The sequence below is a fragment of the Streptomyces sp. NPDC001617 genome (assembly GCF_053596855.1).
Genome location: NZ_JBSFHA010000035.1, coordinates 17,858 through 34,636, shown reverse-complemented (window position 1 = coordinate 34,636; position 16,779 = coordinate 17,858). Strand labels below are relative to the sequence as shown.

At 67.7% G+C, this 16,779-nt stretch carries 15 protein-coding genes; 10 read left to right on the top strand and 5 right to left on the bottom strand.

Annotated elements, in window-relative coordinates:
* The first annotated feature begins 483 nt into the window (after positions 1-483).
* From ACWC09_RS25400 to ACWC09_RS25385, 4 genes are all read left to right on the top strand, one after another.
* Complete coding sequence (locus tag ACWC09_RS25400) at positions 484-1,527, top strand: terpene synthase family protein (protein ID WP_450852891.1); 1,044 nt, start codon at positions 484-486, stop codon at positions 1,525-1,527.
* Between the two features lie 26 nt (positions 1,528-1,553).
* The gene (locus tag ACWC09_RS25395) at positions 1,554-2,882 is read left to right on the top strand and encodes a cytochrome P450 (RefSeq protein ID WP_450852890.1); all 1,329 of its coding nucleotides are present in this window, start codon (positions 1,554-1,556) and stop codon (positions 2,880-2,882) included.
* 197 nt (positions 2,883-3,079) lie between these two features.
* Positions 3,080-3,661, top strand: a complete 582-nt coding sequence (locus ACWC09_RS25390) for a GNAT family N-acetyltransferase (protein WP_450852889.1) — start codon at positions 3,080-3,082, stop codon at positions 3,659-3,661.
* Positions 3,662-3,938: 277 nt separating this feature from the next.
* A complete protein-coding gene (locus ACWC09_RS25385) occupies positions 3,939-4,370 on the top strand; it encodes a peptidoglycan-binding domain-containing protein (protein WP_450852888.1) in 432 nt (143 codons plus the stop codon).
* A gap of 19 nt (positions 4,371-4,389) precedes the next feature.
* Here the strand turns inward: ACWC09_RS25385 and ACWC09_RS25380 are convergent, their stop codons facing one another.
* Positions 4,390-4,986 (bottom strand): hypothetical protein, encoded by a 597-nt coding sequence (locus ACWC09_RS25380; RefSeq protein WP_450852887.1) that lies wholly within the window; start codon positions 4,984-4,986, stop codon positions 4,390-4,392.
* Between the two features lie 402 nt (positions 4,987-5,388).
* Positions 5,389-6,954: an amino acid permease gene (locus tag ACWC09_RS25375; protein WP_450852886.1), complete on the bottom strand. Its 1,566-nt coding sequence runs from the start codon at positions 6,952-6,954 to the stop codon at positions 5,389-5,391.
* 228 nt (positions 6,955-7,182) lie between these two features.
* Here ACWC09_RS25375 and ACWC09_RS25370 point away from each other — a divergent pair, with 228 nt between their 5' ends.
* The 3 genes from ACWC09_RS25370 to ACWC09_RS25360 all read left to right on the top strand — a co-directional run bounded on the left by ACWC09_RS25370 (position 7,183) and on the right by ACWC09_RS25360 (position 9,755).
* Positions 7,183-7,800: a PadR family transcriptional regulator gene (locus ACWC09_RS25370; protein ID WP_450852885.1), complete on the top strand. Its 618-nt coding sequence runs from the start codon at positions 7,183-7,185 to the stop codon at positions 7,798-7,800.
* 165 nt (positions 7,801-7,965) lie between these two features.
* Positions 7,966-8,982: an ATP-binding cassette domain-containing protein gene (locus tag ACWC09_RS25365; RefSeq protein ID WP_450852884.1), complete on the top strand. Its 1,017-nt coding sequence runs from the start codon at positions 7,966-7,968 to the stop codon at positions 8,980-8,982.
* Positions 8,979-9,755, top strand: a complete 777-nt coding sequence (locus ACWC09_RS25360) for an ABC transporter permease (RefSeq protein ID WP_450852883.1) — start codon at positions 8,979-8,981, stop codon at positions 9,753-9,755. Before ACWC09_RS25365 ends, ACWC09_RS25360 begins: the two co-directional genes overlap by 4 nt.
* A gap of 34 nt (positions 9,756-9,789) precedes the next feature.
* On the opposite strand, the gene ACWC09_RS25355 is transcribed toward ACWC09_RS25360, so the two are convergent.
* The 3 genes from ACWC09_RS25355 to ACWC09_RS25345 form a co-directional block, all read right to left on the bottom strand.
* Positions 9,790-10,635, bottom strand: coding sequence for a siderophore-interacting protein (locus ACWC09_RS25355; RefSeq protein WP_450852882.1), 846 nt, complete (start codon positions 10,633-10,635; stop codon positions 9,790-9,792).
* 101 nt (positions 10,636-10,736) lie between these two features.
* The gene (locus ACWC09_RS25350; RefSeq protein WP_450852881.1) at positions 10,737-11,666 is read right to left on the bottom strand and encodes a 5'-3' exonuclease; all 930 of its coding nucleotides are present in this window, start codon (positions 11,664-11,666) and stop codon (positions 10,737-10,739) included.
* Positions 11,667-11,687: 21 nt separating this feature from the next.
* Positions 11,688-12,041 (bottom strand): hypothetical protein, encoded by a 354-nt coding sequence (locus ACWC09_RS25345; protein WP_450852880.1) that lies wholly within the window; start codon positions 12,039-12,041, stop codon positions 11,688-11,690.
* Between the two features lie 140 nt (positions 12,042-12,181).
* On the opposite strand from ACWC09_RS25345, the gene ACWC09_RS25340 reads away from it, so the two are divergent.
* The 3 genes from ACWC09_RS25340 to ACWC09_RS25330 all read left to right on the top strand — a co-directional run bounded on the left by ACWC09_RS25340 (position 12,182) and on the right by ACWC09_RS25330 (position 16,736).
* Positions 12,182-13,231 (top strand): quaternary amine ABC transporter ATP-binding protein, encoded by a 1,050-nt coding sequence (locus tag ACWC09_RS25340; protein ID WP_450852879.1) that lies wholly within the window; start codon positions 12,182-12,184, stop codon positions 13,229-13,231.
* Positions 13,224-15,836 (top strand): ABC transporter permease/substrate binding protein, encoded by a 2,613-nt coding sequence (locus ACWC09_RS25335; protein ID WP_450852878.1) that lies wholly within the window; start codon positions 13,224-13,226, stop codon positions 15,834-15,836. The genes ACWC09_RS25340 and ACWC09_RS25335 overlap by 8 nt, the downstream gene beginning before the upstream one ends.
* Positions 15,837-16,157: 321 nt before the next feature.
* The gene (locus tag ACWC09_RS25330) at positions 16,158-16,736 is read left to right on the top strand and encodes a helix-turn-helix domain-containing protein (RefSeq protein ID WP_450852877.1); all 579 of its coding nucleotides are present in this window, start codon (positions 16,158-16,160) and stop codon (positions 16,734-16,736) included.
* The last annotated feature ends 43 nt before the right edge of the window (positions 16,737-16,779 follow it).

Genomic DNA, 16,779 nt, shown 5'->3' with positions numbered 1-16,779 from the left:
CCTGCCCGAACTCCTCACCTCGCCGAGCCCGCAGCATGTAACGCCTTCGGCTTCCGGAACCGAGCGAACCAACACCTCCGCTCGCCCTGTGCAACCACCCGACGGAACCGACGGGAGGCACACCCCAGTGAATGCGAAGACTCCACCCGCTGCCCCGGCGTCTGCCGCACCACGGTGGTCTCACGCCGGACTGGAGCATGTACCGCCCCGGCTTGTTGAGTCCGAGCCTGGCCGGTTGATCCCGCGCTGTGAATCGGGGCCATCCGTCGGTGATGTGGCTGGCCACATGCTCTCCCCGTCCGGGAATCCGCCGCGGCTGATGTTGCTGCGCCGCGCCCCCGCATCGCCAGAGCCTCGCCAGGTTGCCGGGGTGCATCTGCTGTCGTCCGGAGGTTCTTCCCGGGTTACGTCGAGACCGTGTGCGCGGCAAGACGGCGCAGCACACCTCGCGAGGAACAAGCCGACCAGAAAGAGGTGCTCAGCATGGACAAGAACGCGATGGGCGCGCGCATACGCCTCGCCGGGGGAGAGGATTTACGGCACGGGGCAATGGATCGCGTTCATGCTCACCTCCGTGGCACTCTGGACAGCCTGACCACACCCTTTGTGGTACGGGAGAACGCCTGGGCTCGCGACGTCTTCACTGCTTCTGTGCAGTGGATGCAGGAACACGGGCTACTGACCGGCGAACGGCGTCAGTGGCTGGAGAATTGCGACATCGGGGCACTGCTCGGTCTGACCAATCCGCACGCGGATCGCCGTCTCCTCCGGCTTGCCGGGGACTGGTACGTATGGCTGTACGCCTTTGACGACGGTGTGTGCGATGAAGCGTTCACTGGTGCCCAGGCGTGGGACATGGCCCATCTGACACTGCGGCTCAAGCGATCCGTGACGGGCTTCGCGCCCGGCGAGGAGCCCGAAGAGAACTACGCGCGTGCTCTGTTCGACCTGCGGTGCCGTATCGCCGAACACGCCACACCCGCCCAACTCGTCCGCTGGACGGAAGCAGTCCGTGACTACCTGAACGGGCAGCTGTGGGAAACCATGTATCGCGCCACCGGACACACTCCGGCTCTGGACGACTACATCACGATGCGTGAGTCAGCTTCCGGCTGTCTTACGTGCTTCGCGCTCTTCCCCATGCTCAACCGCTACCACATGTCTGAGGAAGAACGCGCTCATCCGGACGTGGAGCAGCTCTCCCGGTCCGCCAACCGAATTATTGCCTGGGACAATGACCTGTTCTCCTATCGGAAAGAACAGGGAGACCACTCAGCGATTGCCAACCTCATCACCGCAGTGGCGCAGCAATGGCAGTGCGAGACCGCTAGGGCTATCACATACGCCCGAAAGCGGCGCGACGACGAACTGGCCACATTCCTGCACACCGAGAAGCGTATCGCCCGCCACCTCAGCACGGAGGGAAAGTACTACATTGCCAATCTCAAGAATTGGGTGAGCGGAAGCCTGGAATTCCACAAGACGAGCCGACGCTTCGCCTCCGCGCCCCGCGTCGTGCACCTCTGATCCCTCGCAGCCCCAGGGAGGAACACATGACTAACCGGACCGGCATTCCTCGGGCGCCAGGATCCTTTCCGCTGGTCGGCCACGCGCCGTCCCTGTTGCGCTCCCCGCTGCCGTTCCTCAGTTCGCTGGCTTCGCACGGCACCCTGGTAGAGGTCCGAATCGGCCCGATGGCAGCCCTGGTCGTGTGCGACGCACAACTGACACGTCAAGTCCTGCTCAACGACAAAGTGTTCGACAAGGGTGGCCTGCTGTATGACCGGGTCAGGGAAGGGTTCGGCAACGGGCTGGCCTTGTGCCCGCATTCATCACATCGACGTCAACGCCGCCTGATTCAACCAGTCTTCAACAGTGAAAGCCTAGCTCACTATGCCGACACGATGGCCGAGATGATCTACTCGACCATCAACGGATGGACGGACGGCCAATCCATCGACATCCTCGCGGAGATGCAGGGGGTCACTGCGCGGACCATCGTCGCGTCGATACTGGGTCAGACCTTCAGGGAACATGAGATTTCCACAATGCTTCGGGACTTCGGAACGCTGTCCCGCGGCAGTTACCGGAGGATGTTTCTGCCACCGTCCATGGCGAAACTCCCCACTCCCGGAAACCGGAGCTACCGCGCCGCGCGAGCTCGCCTCCGTCAAGCGCTGACCGGAGCCGTCCATACGCGCCGCACTGGGGTCACTACCCACAAGGACTTCCTGGGGGCGCTCCTTGAGACATCGCAAGAGGGAGAGAGTCTGACGGATGACGAGGTAGTCGACCAGGCAATGATCTTCTTCTTCGCCGGCATGGAATCCACCGCAGCAACACTCGCCTGGTCTCTGTATCTCATAGCCGCTCAGCCTGACATCGAAGGCGCACTGCACAGGGAAGTGGACGCCGTGCTGGCCGGGGCGCCGGCTACGGGCAGTTGCCTGGCCGACCTGGTGTACACCCGAAACATCATCACGGAAACCCTGCGGCTTTACCCACCCGGGAGTCTCTTCACTCGCGTGACCACCGCCCAAACAGACTTGGGCGGCTACGAGATAGGGATGGGAACGACGATTATTTGCAGCCCGTACCTCATACATCATCAGCCTGAGAATTTTTCCGCGCCACACGTCTTCGATCCGAGCCGCTGGAGCAAAGCGCCACGGACCGAGGCGGAGAGGGCGACGTTCATTCCCTTCGGCGGAGGACCCCGAAAATGCATCGGGGACAATTTCGGCATGATGCAAGCCGTTCTCGCACTGGCCGCCATCGCATCCAGGTGGAAACTCGCTCCTGTACATGGAGCCAAGGTGCGTGCCGGAGTCCGGACTGTGGTTAATCCGCAAGGACTACTTATGACTGCAATATCGCGGTGAAGGCGCCGCCCGAGTGCTCGGCGGGCTTCGGTGACGATGACGGCAACCTGTTGCTTCCCCGTCAGGGCCGGCGATGCTCTGCCCAAGAACACGACTGGGCGGTGCTGTGGTTGGAGCACGTGTACCCGTTGCGCTTTGGGAACATGGCGCCGGAAAACCGGTGGGTCTGTGGGCGGCAGGTTGGCAGGATGCGGACCATGCCTTACACCACTGACCCCCTTCTGCCCGCCGGAACCCTCTCTCGCACTCCGCAGCCCGTGCTCCCCACCGGTGACGGGCTGGTCCTGCGGCCCTGGCGGGCCGAGGACGTACCCGCCGTGCACGAGGCCTTCCAGGACCCGCTCATGCATCAGTGGCACATCCGCCGCAGCGACTCCGAGGCGGAGGTCGCCGGCTGGCTCGAGGAGTGGGGCAAGGAGTGGGACGGGGAGCGGGACGCTCAGTGGGCCGTGGTCGATGCCGGCACCGACCGTCTGCTCGGCCGGGTGGCGCTGCGGAACATCTACCTCGTCGACGCCGTGGCCAAGGTGGCCTACTGGACCACGGCGGCGGCCCGGGGGCGGAGCGTGGCCTCCCGTGCGACGATCGCCCTGACCAACTGGGCCTTCGAGGAGATCGGCTTTCATCGTCTTGAGCTCCTGCACGCGGTCGCCAACGAGGCGTCGTGCCGCGTCGCTGAGAAGGCGGGATTCGCCCTGGAGGGCATCAAGCGCAGTGCCGCGTTCCATCAGGACGGGTGGCACGACATGCATCTGCATGGGCGGGTGCAGGGAGATTGACCTAGACCGCAGCGCCTGAACCACCGTCTCCGATACGGCACTTCGGGCACCGACCCGGTTCCCCGTGCACCCTGAATCCGGCGCCCACCTCCAGCGTCGCCGCCCGGAACAGCACCGTGAACCACTGGAGGCGATTGGACCTTGCCGTTGTAGGGCCGTCTTGGGGCCCGGATCTCGCACAGCACGGATGGCCCGGGCTGCCCTGTCCTGAGATGCAACACGACTGACGGAAGCGCACGATGAGAGAAGGGCTCCCCCCTCCTTGGAGGTGATGAGGATGCGACGCGCACTCGGCGCAGCCGCGGCCCTGATTCTCCCCATCGTCCTGGCAGGCGCCGCTTCCGCGGCACCGCCTGACACCGCGCGGTCAGCGACTGTCCAGGCCGTCAACGCAGGGGCCACACAGAAGTTGAACCATCCAAGAATCCTCCCGGCCCAGGGCCCGGATGACGTGTGCAACTACACGATCAGTCGCCCCAGCCTCCACCGTGGATCCTCGGGGCGTGCGGTCCTTCAACTCCAGTGCTACCTGAACCAGGCCATTGACGCCGGCATCGACGAGGACGGCAGTTTCGGCGGCGTGACACGAAGCACGGTGCGTGACTTCCAGCAATGCGCCGACATCACCGTCGACGGGCGCGTCGGAGCTCAGACTTGGTCGTTCCTGGCCTTCTGGGCCAACTCGCCAGACGCACCTTTCTCCTGCTGAAGTCGGTACCCCGGTCGCCTCACTCCGAGGGTTGCGCCCCCATCCGGGCCGCCATCCGTGCGGCCTCCTCCGGGGGCACCAGCCGCACCTTGTGGCGGAACGCACCCTTGACCTCGAAGAAGCACGAGAACCTGCCATACGGGCCGATCTCCCTGCACTCGTACAGGCCAGCCCCGGCCAGCGGCCAGCCGAAAGGCTGCTCCCGGCTGCGGTTGAGGAAGGTGCGCGCGTACACGTACTGCTCGTTCGTGCCGCGGATCCTGGCCACCCAGCCGCCCAGGGCCTCGCAGACGAGCCGCTGTGGCGTGATGGACACCCCGGGAAACACGGCGGCGGGATCCGACGTTGCGACGTCGAGGGGGATGTCCAGCGCCGCTGTTGAGGCCGCCTTCAGTTCCGGCGTGGCGTGCAGTTCGCAGACCTGCGGACGAGGACCGATGCCGTACCAGACCATCAGCGGCTTACGGCAGCGGGTCCCTCTGGTCGTAGTCGTCGTGCACTGGCTCATGTTGTCCTCGCCGGTCATGTTGGAGCCGGGCCTATCGGAGGCCCCCCGGCGGTCGCGGACACCCCCGTGCCGGGACGGCGGCACCGCACTCGGCGACAGTGAGGACATCGCCCTGGACGCTGTGTAGGAGATCACCTACGAGATCCACGGCGACGAGTCCGGCCCAGTCATGGAGACGGCCGAGCTGGCGGACCAGACGGGCCTGAACTACACGCCGTCTCTGATCAGCGCTGCATCGGCAAGTAGGAAGACATCCGTGGAGATCACCGACGTCTCGGCCCAAGGGGGATGACGTCCCATGCTCCATCAGGCCCCGCTCCGGGATGATCCGGGCGGGGCCTTCGCCATGTGGCGGGGCTCCTGCCTCAGCTTGCGCGCAATCACAACGCCCCCGTGCACACAGGCAGAGGCAGGAGCCCGTCCAGGTACGCCTCGGTCACTCCATGCCGAGCACCATGCTCGACAAGTGCACCGGCCTCTGGCCGACCGGAGACGACACCACAGCGGACACTATCGAGTCGGTTCCGGGAGAGATTCCGCAGCAGCGGGTTTCTGAGCCGAGTGCCCTCGTTGTGCCCTCGCAGCCCGGTACGCGAGCCCTATCCCTATCGTGACCAACAAGAACAGCACCGTGAACCACTGGAAGTACCAGTGCCCGCCCGCCGGGTCGTACACCGTGGCCCGTGGCCAGGCCAGGTTGATGGTCATGAGGAGGCCGTAGAGGAGGGCGAGGGCGTTGACGGGGATGCCCCAGCGGCCCAGGGAGAAGAGCTTGGCGCCCGTCTCGTCGGTGCCCTCCGAGGTGAACTCGCCGCGCAGGCGCCGTAGGAGAAGGGGGCCGGTGACCATCGCGTAGGCCAGGTACAGCATCACGATGCAGGTGGTGCCGATGGCCAGGAACGCGTCCGGCGAGGCGAAGTTGAGCAGGAGCAGGGCCGCCGCCAGGACGCCGACGACCAGGGCGGGCGCGCTGGGCATGCCGGTGCGGGGGTTGACGTGTGCGAGGCGCCGGGAGAACGGGAGTTGGCCGTCTCGGGCCATCGAGAACAGCATCCGGCAGGCCGCCGTCTGGATGGCCAGGGTCGCCACCGCGATGGCCACCACCACGTCGGCGAGCAGGGCCTTGCCGACTCCGTCGCCCAGGCGGCTCGTCAGGACGTAGCTCAGGCCGTCGACCCCGAGGTGGCCGTCGGTGAGGCTGGGCGCGGCGAGCAGGCCGCCGAGGATGACCAGGCCGCCCAGGAGGCCGGCGGCGGCGAGCGCGGTGAGGATCGTACGGGGCGCCGTACGCCTCGGGTTGTGCGTCTCCTCGCTCATCTCGCCCGCGCTGTCGAAACCGATCATCACGTACGCCGCCGTGAACGAGCCGACGAGCAGTGCGCCCAACAGGCCGGAGCTCGCCGCGCCTTCGGTGTGGAAGGTGATGCCGGGCGAGCGCTTGGAGTGGGTCAGCAGGAGGACGATGATCAGGACCGCGCCGATGATCTCGGCGGTCACGCCGACCCGGTTGATCACGGACATCACGCGGTTGTCGACGATGTTCACCACAGTGGTGAGCACCAGCAGGATCACGCCGAGCACCGCCGCGTTCGCCGCGCCGTCCTGCGACGTCACCGCCGGGTCGGTGCCCACCAGTTGGAAGCCCGACCAGATCGCCGGCAGCACCATCTGGAGCGCCAGGGCCGCCGCGGCGACCACCACGATCTGGCCGATCACCATGATCCAGCCCGCGAACCAGCCGAAGGTCATGGTCGAGAGGCGTGAGGACCACTGGTAGATCGCGCCCGAGATCGGGTAGCGGGCGGCGAGTTCCGCGAAGCACGCGGCCACCAGCAGCTGTCCGGCCAGCACCGCCGGCCAGGCCCAGAAGAAGACGGGGCCGCCGAACGCGTACCCGAAGGCGAAGAACTGGAAGACGGTCGTGAGGACCGAGATGAAGGAGAAGCCGGCCGCGAAGGAGGCATAGCGGCCGAGGCTGCGGTGCAGCTCCTGCCGGTAGCCGAACTCGGCGAGGGAGCTGTCGTCGGGGGAGTGCGGCGGGTCGGGGCGTACGTCGGAGGGGGCGGTTGTCGTCACGGCGGCACCTGCCTTCGGCGCGGATCCTGCGAGTGGATTCCTGTCAGGCGACAGAAATTAGGGAGCGGCTGTTTCACGCGCGTCACGCCGGCATGTCGGGGGCGGGCCCAAGTCCTCACGTACTTGCTATGCACATCAAAACGCGATACATCGTGAGTGTTGACGAGCTTCGAAGGGTCGCGATATGTTCGTCCACGGATATTCGTAAGCGAGGTGATCGGCAGGGTGATGAAGCGTCGCAAGCTCAGCAATCCGCTGGCACTCGCCGTGCTGGTCACGCTCTGGCAGAAGCCCATGCATCCGTACGAGATCGCCCAGACCCTGCGCCACCAGGGCAAGGACTCCAGTACGAAGATCAAGTACGGCTCGCTCTACACGGTCGTGCAGAACCTGGAGAAGCACGGCTTCGTCGAGGTCGCCGATGTCGAGCAGCGGGGCAACCGCCCCGAGCGCACGGTCTACCGGGTGACCGAGGCCGGTCGCGAGGAGACGACCGAGTGGATGTCCGACCTGCTGGCCGAGCCGGCCAAGGAGTTCCCGATCTTCGAGACCGCGCTGTCCCTCATCGGTGTGATCCACCCCGACGAGGTCGTGCGGCTGCTGACGGAGCGGGTGAAGGCCCTGGATGTACAGGCGGCGAGCGCCCGTGGGGCGTTGGAGAAGCTGTACGAGTCCGTCCCTCGGCTCTTCCTGGTGGAGGTCGAGTACCAGTTGCACATGATCGAGGCGCAGGCGGAGTGGGTCCGCGGCTTCCTGGAGGAGATCAGGAAGGGCTCGCTGCCCGGCGTCGACGGATGGCGGCACCTGCATGAAACGGGGGAGCTGCCACCGGAGTTCACGCAATGAAGAAGGACCCCGGCCGAGCTGTTGCAGCAGCCTGGCCGGGGTCGCGAACCCCGAACTGACTCCGCCGTGCGGCAGGCCAGGCGATCGAGGTGCGGCACACCCAGGATAGCCCGGCGCTGCTCACGCGGATCAGTTGTCATCCGCTCACACAGGAGAGCTGTCGTCATGAGCAGTACCCGTGCGCCCGCCGTGGAGGCGTGCCAGCTGATCAAGACCTACCCCGGCGACGTCACCGCCCTGAACGGCATGGACGTCACCGTCGAACCGGGCACCGTCTTCGGCCTCCTCGGCCCGAACGGCGCCGGCAAGTCCACCACCGTCAAGATCCTCACCACCCTGGCCGAGCCCGACTCGGGCACTGCCACGGTGGCCGGGCACGACGTGCTGCGCCACCCCGACCGGGTGCGCCGCGCGATCGGAGTGGTCGCCCAGAACTCCGGCGCCGACCCGGTCGCCACGGGTCGCGAGAACCTCCAACTCCAGGGCAGGCTCTACGGGGTGAAGGGCGCCGCCCTGAACAGGCGTGTGGACGAGTTGCTCGACCGCTTCGGCCTCACCGAGGCCGCCCGGCGCCCGGTCAAGACCTACTCCGGCGGTATGCGGCGCCGCCTCGACGTCGCCCTCGGGCTCGTGCACCGGCCCGAGGTGCTGTTCCTCGACGAGCCCACGACCGGTCTGGACCCGGAGGCCCGCACCGCGATGTGGGACGAGATCGACCGACTGGCGGGGGAGGAGGGGCTGACGATCCTCCTCACCACGCACTACCTCGACGAGGCCGACCGGCTCGCCGAGCGCATCGCGATCGTCGACCGGGGCAGGGTCGTGGTCGAGGGCACCCCGGACTCCCTCAAGGGCGAACTCCGCGGTGACGCCGTCCACCTGGAGCTGCGGGAGGCCGTCGGGGAGGCCGGGCGCACCCTGCTCAAGGGAGCCATCGGTCAACTGCCCGGTATGCACGAAGTGTTGATCGACGGCCACCGCATCAGCGTCCGCGCCGACGACGGTGCGGCCGCCGTACCCGCACTGCTCGCGGCCCTGGAGCGGGCCGGAGTCGGTGTCGCCGCCGCGACCGTCGCCCGCCCCTCCCTCGACGACGTCTACCTCCGCTACGCCGGCCGCCGTTACTCCGAGGCCGACACCGAAGCCACCGAGAACCTCGTCCTCGCCGGAGGTGCGCGATGAGCACGGCCGTCTCCCAGACCTGGTACATGACGCAGCGTCAACTCATGGTGTTCACACGGCAGCCCGCGTACGCGATCATCACGCTGATCCAGCCGGTGATCTGGCTCTTCCTGTTCGGCAACCTCTTCAAGAAGGTCGTCGAGCTGGGCGGCTTCGGCACCACGACGTACCTCACCTATCTCGTCCCGGGGGTGGTGGTGATGAGCGCGCTCAGCTCCAACATGTGGGCGGGCATGGGCACGTTGGAGGAGATCCAGCGCGGCACCCTCAACCGGTTCCTGACCACGCCGGTCAGCCGGGCCGCGCTGATGAACGGCAATGTCGTCAACAACGGCCTGGTCACCGCGTTCCAGTCGGTCGTCATCGTGCTGCTGGCCCTGGCCGGCGGCGCCGACTACCCGGGCGGGGTCGGCGGCGTCGCGATCCTGGTCGTCGCCGCCGTACTGCTCGGCACGATCTTCGGGGCGCTGTCCAACGCGCTCGGCATGCTGGTGCGGGAGCGGGAGTCGATCATCGGCATCAACACCTTCCTGCTGCTGCCGCTGACGTTCCTGTCGAGTGCCTTCATGGCGCCGTCCCAGATGCCCTCCTGGATGCGGCACATCGCCGACTTCAACCCGCTCAACTGGGCGATGGTCGCGGGCCGTTCGGCACTGTCCGACAACCCGGACTGGGGCGATGTGCTCAGCCGGGGAGGGGCGCTGCTGGCGCTCGCGATCGCGGCGGTGTGGCTGTCGATCCGGACGTTCCGGTCGTACCAGCGGTCGGTGTGAGCACGGCGAGGGGGTGCCACCCCCTCGGGGCGTCTCAGGCCGCAGAGGCCCCCTCCTGCTCGACCTCGATGCGCGCGTTCCACTCCCGCTTCGACGCCTGCCAGCCGTCCTCGTTGTGGCCGAGGCGCCAGTACCCGGAGATCGACAGGTCCTCGCGGGGGATCTGCAGCTCGACGCGCAGCAGCTGGCGCAGCTCCTTCACGAAGTGCGCCTCGCCGTGGACGAAGGCGTGCATCCGGCCCTCGGGGAACTCCAGTGCCCGTACGGTCTGAGCCAGCAGCTCGCCGACGGGCCGGTCCCCGCGGTGCAGCCAGACGACCTCCACAGCGGAGTCGATCTTCTGCTCCTCCTCGGGGCCGGACACCTCGACGAAGGCGTGCGCGGTGACGCCCTCGGGGAGCGACTCCAGGGAGCGGGCGATCGCGGGCAGCGCGCTCTCGTCACCGACGAGCAGATGCCAGTCGGCGCCGAGGTCGGGGGCGTAGGCGCCGCCGGGGCCCATGAAACGCACGGTCTCGCCCGGCTGGACCCGCGCCGCCCACGGTCCGGCGAGGCCCTCGTCGCCGTGGACCACGAAGTCCAGGGTCAGTTCGAGGGATTCCGGGTCGAAGGCCCGCACGGTGTACGTCCGCGTCACCGGCCACTGCTCGCGCGGGAGTTCCTCGCGGATGCGCTCCATGTCGAAGGGCTCCGGATAGGTCACGCCCTCGGCCGGGGGGAACAGCAGCTTCACGTAGTGGTCGGTGCAGGTGTCGGCCGCGAAACCGGCCAGCCCCTCGCCGCCGAGGACCACGCGCTGCATGTGCGGGGTCAGCCGTTCTGTGCGGACGACCTGCGCGGAATGGGGCTTCCGCGGCCTCCGAGCCGGACGTTCTGCCATGACGGCCTCCCATGCTTCCTTGCTTAGGCTTACCTAAGTTAGCACCCCTCCCCCGGGTAACACTCTAAAGAGAGTTATATTTCCGTAAACGAGAACAATGTTTACGCGTCGAGCGTGCTCAGCAGCCGGTGCAGCGAGCCGCCCAGTCCCCAGCGCGCCCCCAGCTCCGCCAGCCCCGACGGGTCGCGCGGGGCGTGCGGCAGAGCCGTGTCCACGTCCGGCAGCGGGACGTCGTCGGCGACCTTGACGACCTTCGGTGCGACGGCGACGTACGGCCGCGCCTCGTCGAGCCGCTTGCGCTGCGACGGCGTCAGCTTCGCCTTCGGGTCGTCGACCGCGGCCATGATCCCGGTCAGGTCCCCGAACTCGGCGAGCAGCTTGGAGGCCGTCTTCTCGCCGATGCCGGGCACCCCCGGCAGGCCGTCGCTCGGGTCGCCGCGCAGCAGCGCCAGATCCGCGTACCCCGGCCCGTCGACCCCGTACTTCTCGCGCAGCCAGGCCTCGTCGGTCAGCTGCAGCGTGCCCACGCCCTTGAGCGGGTTGAGCACGCGCACCCCGCGCTTGTCGTCCACGAGTTGGTAGAGGTCGCGGTCGCCGGTGACGATGTCGACCGGCATCTTCGCGCGCGCCGTGAAGGTGCCGATCACGTCGTCCGCCTCGTACGGCTCCACGCCCACGCGCGCGATGCCGAGCGCGTCCAGGACCGCCTCGATCACCGGCACCTGCGGCGACAGCGTGTCCGGCACCTCCTCCTCGTCCGGGCCTGCCTCGTGCTCCTCGGCGACGCGGTGCGCCTTGTAGGAGGGGATGAGGTCGACCCGCCACTGCGGGCGCCAGTCGGCGTCCATGCAGGCCACCAGATGGCTGGGGCGATGGTCCCTGACCAGGCGGTCGATGAATTCCAGCAGCCCGCGCACGGCGTTCACCGGCGTGCCGTCCGGGGCCTTCACGGACTCCGGGACGCCGAAGTAGGCGCGGAAGTAGAGCGAGGCGGTGTCGAGGAGCATCAGTCGTCCGGTCACGTCTCGCATCATGCCGTACGGGACTGACAGTCACCCGGCGGCGAGCAGCCACCGCCAGCGTGGAACCTCGGTGACCAGCGTTGACGCGACCAGCAGGGACACCAGGACGGCAGCCCAGACCGGCATCAGCCACCACGCGGAGACGACGGCCGCGGCGAGTTGCAGCAGCACGAGCAGGATCGTGACCCGGCCCGGGACCGAGACGATCACGTTCGCCTTGTCGCCGGGCGTCGAGAAGACGGTCGGCAGACCGATCAGCACCAGCACGGACAGCACCGCGAGCGGCCAGGAGTACGACCACAGTGCCCAGGGCGTCGCGACCCATGCCACCAGCTCTGTCGCGAAGCGCAACACGGACGCACGTCTGTCGTCAGGTCGTTCCACCGTCGTCCCCCCTGCACGGATGTGAAGCACCGGCGGCGATCCTACGCACTGGTTGTGAACTGAACCACTGCCACGTTTGCCCTGGTCGGCCGGGGGCAGGCGCCGCCCCGTTCACCCGCCCCCCGAGACGAGAGAAGCGCGTGTCAGCCAGACTTGAGGCCGAACAGCTCTGCAAGGTGTTCGGCAGACGACCGGACCAGGCAGTCGAGAGGCTGCGCCAGGGAGCCGACCGCGAGGAGTTGCGCGCCGACGGCACCACCGCCGCCGTGATCGACGCCTCCTTCACCGTGGAACCCGGTCAGATCTTCGTCGTCATGGGCCTGTCCGGCTCGGGCAAGTCCACGCTGCTGCGCATGCTCAACGGCTTGCTGGAGCCCACGGCCGGCCATGTCCGCTTCGACGGCGACGACCTCACCGCCCTCGGCGCCCGCGAACTGCGCGAGGTGCGCGCGAAGAAGATCAGCATGGTCTTCCAGCACTTCGCGCTCTTCCCGCACCGCAGCGTCCTCGACAACGCCGCCTACGGCCTGGCCGTGCAGGGCGTGCCCCGCGCCGAGCGCGAGAAGCGCGCCGGCGAGGCGCTGGCCCTGTGCGGACTGGCCGGCTGGGAGAAGTCCTGGCCCGACGAGCTGTCCGGCGGCATGCAGCAGCGTGTCGGCCTCGCCCGCGCCCTCGCCACCGACGCCGACCTGCTCCTCATGGACGAGTCCTTCAGCGCCCTCGACCCGCTGATCCGCCGCGACATGCAGAACCAACTCCTCGAACTGCAGCGGACGTTGAAGAAGACCATCGTCTTCATCACCCACGACCTCAACGAGGCCATGCGCCTGGGCGACCGGATCGCCGTCATGCGCGACGGCCGTATCGTCCAGATCGGCACCGCCGAGGACATCCTGATCCGGCCCGAGAACGACTACGTCGCCTCCTTCATCCAGGACGTCGACCGCTCCCGTGTGCTGACCGCGTCCGCCGTCATGGACACGGACGTGCGGGGCGACGAGGCCGACTGCGGCTGCGAGAGCGGCTGTCGGACGGCCACTCCGGAGACGCCGTTCACCGAACTCTGTGCGATCAGCGCCCGGTTGACACACCCGGTGGCCGTCCTCGACGCGGAACGGAAACTCGTGGGAGTCGTTCCGCAACAACGGCTGGTCGCCTTCCTCGGCAACGGGGAGGTCACCCATGCCTAGGATCCCGCTCGGCGACTGGGTCAACGACACCGTCGACTGGCTGCTCGGCCATGTGTCCTGGCTCTTCGACTTCCTCAAGACCGTCTTCACCGGGACCTACGACGGCATCGACGCCGTCCTCCAGGCCCCCGAACCCCTGCTGCTCGCGGGCATCTTCGCCGTGTTCGCGTTCTGGCTGCGCGGCACCCTCGCCGGTGTCCTCACCTTCGTGGGCTTCGCCTTCATCGACTCCCTCGAACTGTGGGACGACGCGATGATCACCCTGTCGCTCGTCCTCGTCGCCACGATCATCGCGCTGGTGATCTCGGTACCGGTCGGCATCTGGGCCGCGCGCTCCGGCCGGGTCAGCGGAATCGTCCGCCCGGTCCTGGACTTCATGCAGACGCTGCCCGCGATGATCTACCTCATCCCCGCGATCCTGTTCTTCGGCACCGGCGCCTCCGCGGGCATCGTCGCCACCCTGATCTTCGCGCTCGCCCCCGGTGTCCGCATGACCGAGCTGGGCATCCGCCAGGTCGACAAGGAACTGGTCGAGGCCGCCGAGGCGTTCGGTACGACACCGCGCGACACGCTCCTGCGCGTCCAACTCCCCCTCGCGCTCCCGACCGTCATGGCCGGCGTCAACCAGGTCATCATGCTCGGCCTGTCCATGGCCGCGATCGCCGGCATGGTCGGCACCGGCGGTCTCGGCGGCGACGTCAACGAGGCCATCGGCCAGCTCAACGTCGGCCTCGGCTCCGAGGCGGGCGTCGCCATCGTCATCCTCGCCATCTACCTCGACCGGATGACCAGCGCCCTGGGCACCCATGTCTCCCCGCTGGGCCGCCGAGCCGCCGCCAAGGCCCGGGCGGCCCAGGGGGGCCTCAAGATCTGGTCGTACCGTCCCCGTCCCCAGGTCGCCGTGGTCGGCGTCGTGGTCCTCGCGCTCGTCGCGGGCGGCATGGGCATCTTCGGCAGCAAGCCGGGAGGCACCGCGGTCACCGACGCCAAGAACGTCGGCCAGGGCAAGAAGATCAGCATCGGCTACATCCCCTGGGACGAGGGCGTCGCCTCCACCTACCTCTGGAAGGAGGTCCTCGAACAGCGCGGCTACCAGGTGGACGCCAAGCAGTTCGAGGCCGGCCCGCTCTACACCTCCCTCGCCGCCGGGAACGTCGACTTCCAGACCGACGCCTGGCTTCCCACCACCCACGAGCAGTACTGGAAGAAGTACGGCAGCAGGCTCGACGACCTCGGCGCCTGGTACGCGCAGACCTCGCTGGAGCTGAGCGTGCCGTCGTACATGAAGGGCATCGACTCCCTCGACGACCTCAAGGGCAAGGCGGGCACCTTCGGCGGCAGGATCACCGGCATCGAGTCCAGCGCCGGCGAGATGGCCCTGCTCAAGAGCAAGGTTCTCAAGGCGTACGGCCTCGACAAGGAGTACCAGGTCGTCGACAGCTCCACGCCCGCGATGCTGGCCGAGCTGAAGCGGGCGTACAGCCAGAAGGACCCGATCGCCGTGACGCTCTGGTCGCCGCACTGGGCGTACAACGACTACCGGCTGAAGAAGCTCAAGGACCCCAAGGGCGCCTGGGGCAAGGGCGATGCGGTGCACACCGTCTCCCGCAAGGGCTTCGCCGGCGACAACCCGGTCGTCGCCACGTGGCTGAAGGACTTCCGTCTGAACGAGAAGCAGCTCACCAGCCTGGAAGCCGAGATCAACAAGGCGGGCAAGGGCAAGCAGCAGGACGCCGTGCGGACCTGGCTCGAGCGGAACCCGGGCCTGGTCGACAAGCTCGCCCCGGTGAGCGGCACCTCCAGCCCCGCCGAGGCCAAGCGGCCGGTCGACGTGGCCTGGTTCCCGTGGGACGAGGACATCGCCGTCACCTACCTCTGGAAGAACGTCCTGGAGCGGCGCGGCTACCGGCTCAACCTCAAGCAGATGGACGTCGGCCCGGTCTACACGGGCCTCGCCTCCGGTGACCTCGACGTCAACTTCGACGCCTGGCTGCCGTACGCGCAGAAGAACTACTGGGACAGGAGCAAGGACGGACTCAGGGATCTCGGCACCTGGTATCGGCCGACCTCGCTGGAGGTCGCCGTGCCCTCGTACGTGAAGGGCGTGAAGTCCTACGAGGACCTCAAGGGCAAGGCGAGTCTGTTCGGCGGGAAGATCATCGGCATCGAACCGGGCACCGGCGAGATGAACCTGCTCAAGACCAAGGTGCTGCCCGGCTACGGCCTCGACAAGGAGTACGAGGTCGTCGACGGCTCCACGCCGGCGATGCTCGCCGAGCTCAAGCGCGCCTACGCCAAGAAGCAGCCCGTGGCCGTCGTGCTCTGGTCGCCGCACTGGGCGTACAGCACATACGACCTCACCCAGCTGAAGGACGACAAGAAACTCTTCGGGGAGGGCAACACGATCCGCACCATCGCCAACGAGAAGTTCCCGTCGCGGTACCCGCAGCTCACCAGGTGGATCAAGGGTTTCCATATGAGCGAGAGCGAGCTCGGCGGTCTGGAGGCCGAGATCAACCGGCGTGGCCAGGGGCACGAGGAGGAAGCGGTCGCCGCCTGGCTGAAGGAGCATCCGGGGATGGTGAGCCGGATGACCCCGCAGTAGCGGGCCCGCACGGTTCGTGTCCACGCACACGAAAAGAATCCGGCCAACCACACAACGCTACATCAACCCCCAAGCCCGGCCGCCCACCTCACCGTCCCCGCTGTTCACCCTCTTCAGAACGAAGGAGAAATCCGGACCCGAAGCGTCCGCGGAACTGGTCTACTGACGAGAGTTGGCGAATTGACGGCACGCACTGTTTACGGGTGTGTGACGGTCGCATGAAACGGTTTGCCGAACCTGCGTAAGGTGCAGAGAACTCTTCAGAAGTAGAGAACTCCTCAGGAGTGTCGGGACCGACGAGCGAGGGAGGGAGCCGGAGCGATGGGCGACCACAAAGACGACCACAAGGAACAGCCGCTGCGCGTGGGCGCGGCCGTACGGCGCAGGCGCCGGGCGCTGGAACTCACCCTGGCCGTCGTGGCCGAGCGCAGCGGCCTGTCGGTCCCCTTCCTGAGCCAGATCGAGAACGACCGGGCCCGCCCCAGCCGTACGTCCCTGGAGAAGGTCGCCGACGCCCTGCGCACGACGGCCGTCGAACTCCTCGCCGCCGCCGACCCGGCGTGCAGCGTGGACGTGGTGCGCGCGGAGGGCACGGAGATCGGGCTCGAACCGCGCGTGCGCTCCCTGGTGCGCGGTCACCACCAGATGCACGCCTCGGAGTTCATCGGCGACCACGACGCCGGCCGTGAATTCCAGTACCGCAACGACCAGTTGATGTACGTCGCCGACGGCGCGGTGGAGATCGAGGCGGAGGGCCGCGCCTACCGGCTCGGCCGCGGCGACACGCTGTACCTGACGGGCGGCGTCCGTCACCGCTGGCGGGCGACCGTGCCGGACACGCGCCTGCTCGTCGTCGCGGTGGCCGAGCACATCGAGGCGGTCCAGGACCGGTCGCGGTAGTGCGCCGGCGGGTTGTCTCGCTGGTCCCGTCCCGCACAGAGGC

Excerpts from the sequence above, each read along its gene's own strand:
- ACWC09_RS25400 (WP_450852891.1), top strand. The coding sequence starts at position 484 with ATGGACAAGAACGCGATGGGCGCGCGCATACGCCTCGCCGGGGGAGAG.
- ACWC09_RS25395 (WP_450852890.1), top strand. The coding sequence starts at position 1,554 with ATGACTAACCGGACCGGCATTCCTCGGGCGCCAGGATCCTTTCCGCTG.
- ACWC09_RS25390 (WP_450852889.1), top strand. The coding sequence starts at position 3,080 with ATGCCTTACACCACTGACCCCCTTCTGCCCGCCGGAACCCTCTCTCGC.
- ACWC09_RS25385 (WP_450852888.1), top strand. The coding sequence starts at position 3,939 with ATGCGACGCGCACTCGGCGCAGCCGCGGCCCTGATTCTCCCCATCGTC.
- ACWC09_RS25380 (WP_450852887.1), bottom strand. The coding sequence starts at position 4,986 with ATGTCCTCACTGTCGCCGAGTGCGGTGCCGCCGTCCCGGCACGGGGGT.
- ACWC09_RS25370 (WP_450852885.1), top strand. The coding sequence starts at position 7,183 with ATGAAGCGTCGCAAGCTCAGCAATCCGCTGGCACTCGCCGTGCTGGTC.
- ACWC09_RS25365 (WP_450852884.1), top strand. The coding sequence starts at position 7,966 with ATGAGCAGTACCCGTGCGCCCGCCGTGGAGGCGTGCCAGCTGATCAAG.
- ACWC09_RS25360 (WP_450852883.1), top strand. The coding sequence starts at position 8,979 with ATGAGCACGGCCGTCTCCCAGACCTGGTACATGACGCAGCGTCAACTC.
- ACWC09_RS25355 (WP_450852882.1), bottom strand. The coding sequence starts at position 10,635 with ATGGCAGAACGTCCGGCTCGGAGGCCGCGGAAGCCCCATTCCGCGCAG.
- ACWC09_RS25350 (WP_450852881.1), bottom strand. The coding sequence starts at position 11,666 with ATGCGAGACGTGACCGGACGACTGATGCTCCTCGACACCGCCTCGCTC.
- ACWC09_RS25335 (WP_450852878.1), top strand. The coding sequence starts at position 13,224 with ATGCCTAGGATCCCGCTCGGCGACTGGGTCAACGACACCGTCGACTGG.
- ACWC09_RS25330 (WP_450852877.1), top strand. The coding sequence starts at position 16,158 with ATGGGCGACCACAAAGACGACCACAAGGAACAGCCGCTGCGCGTGGGC.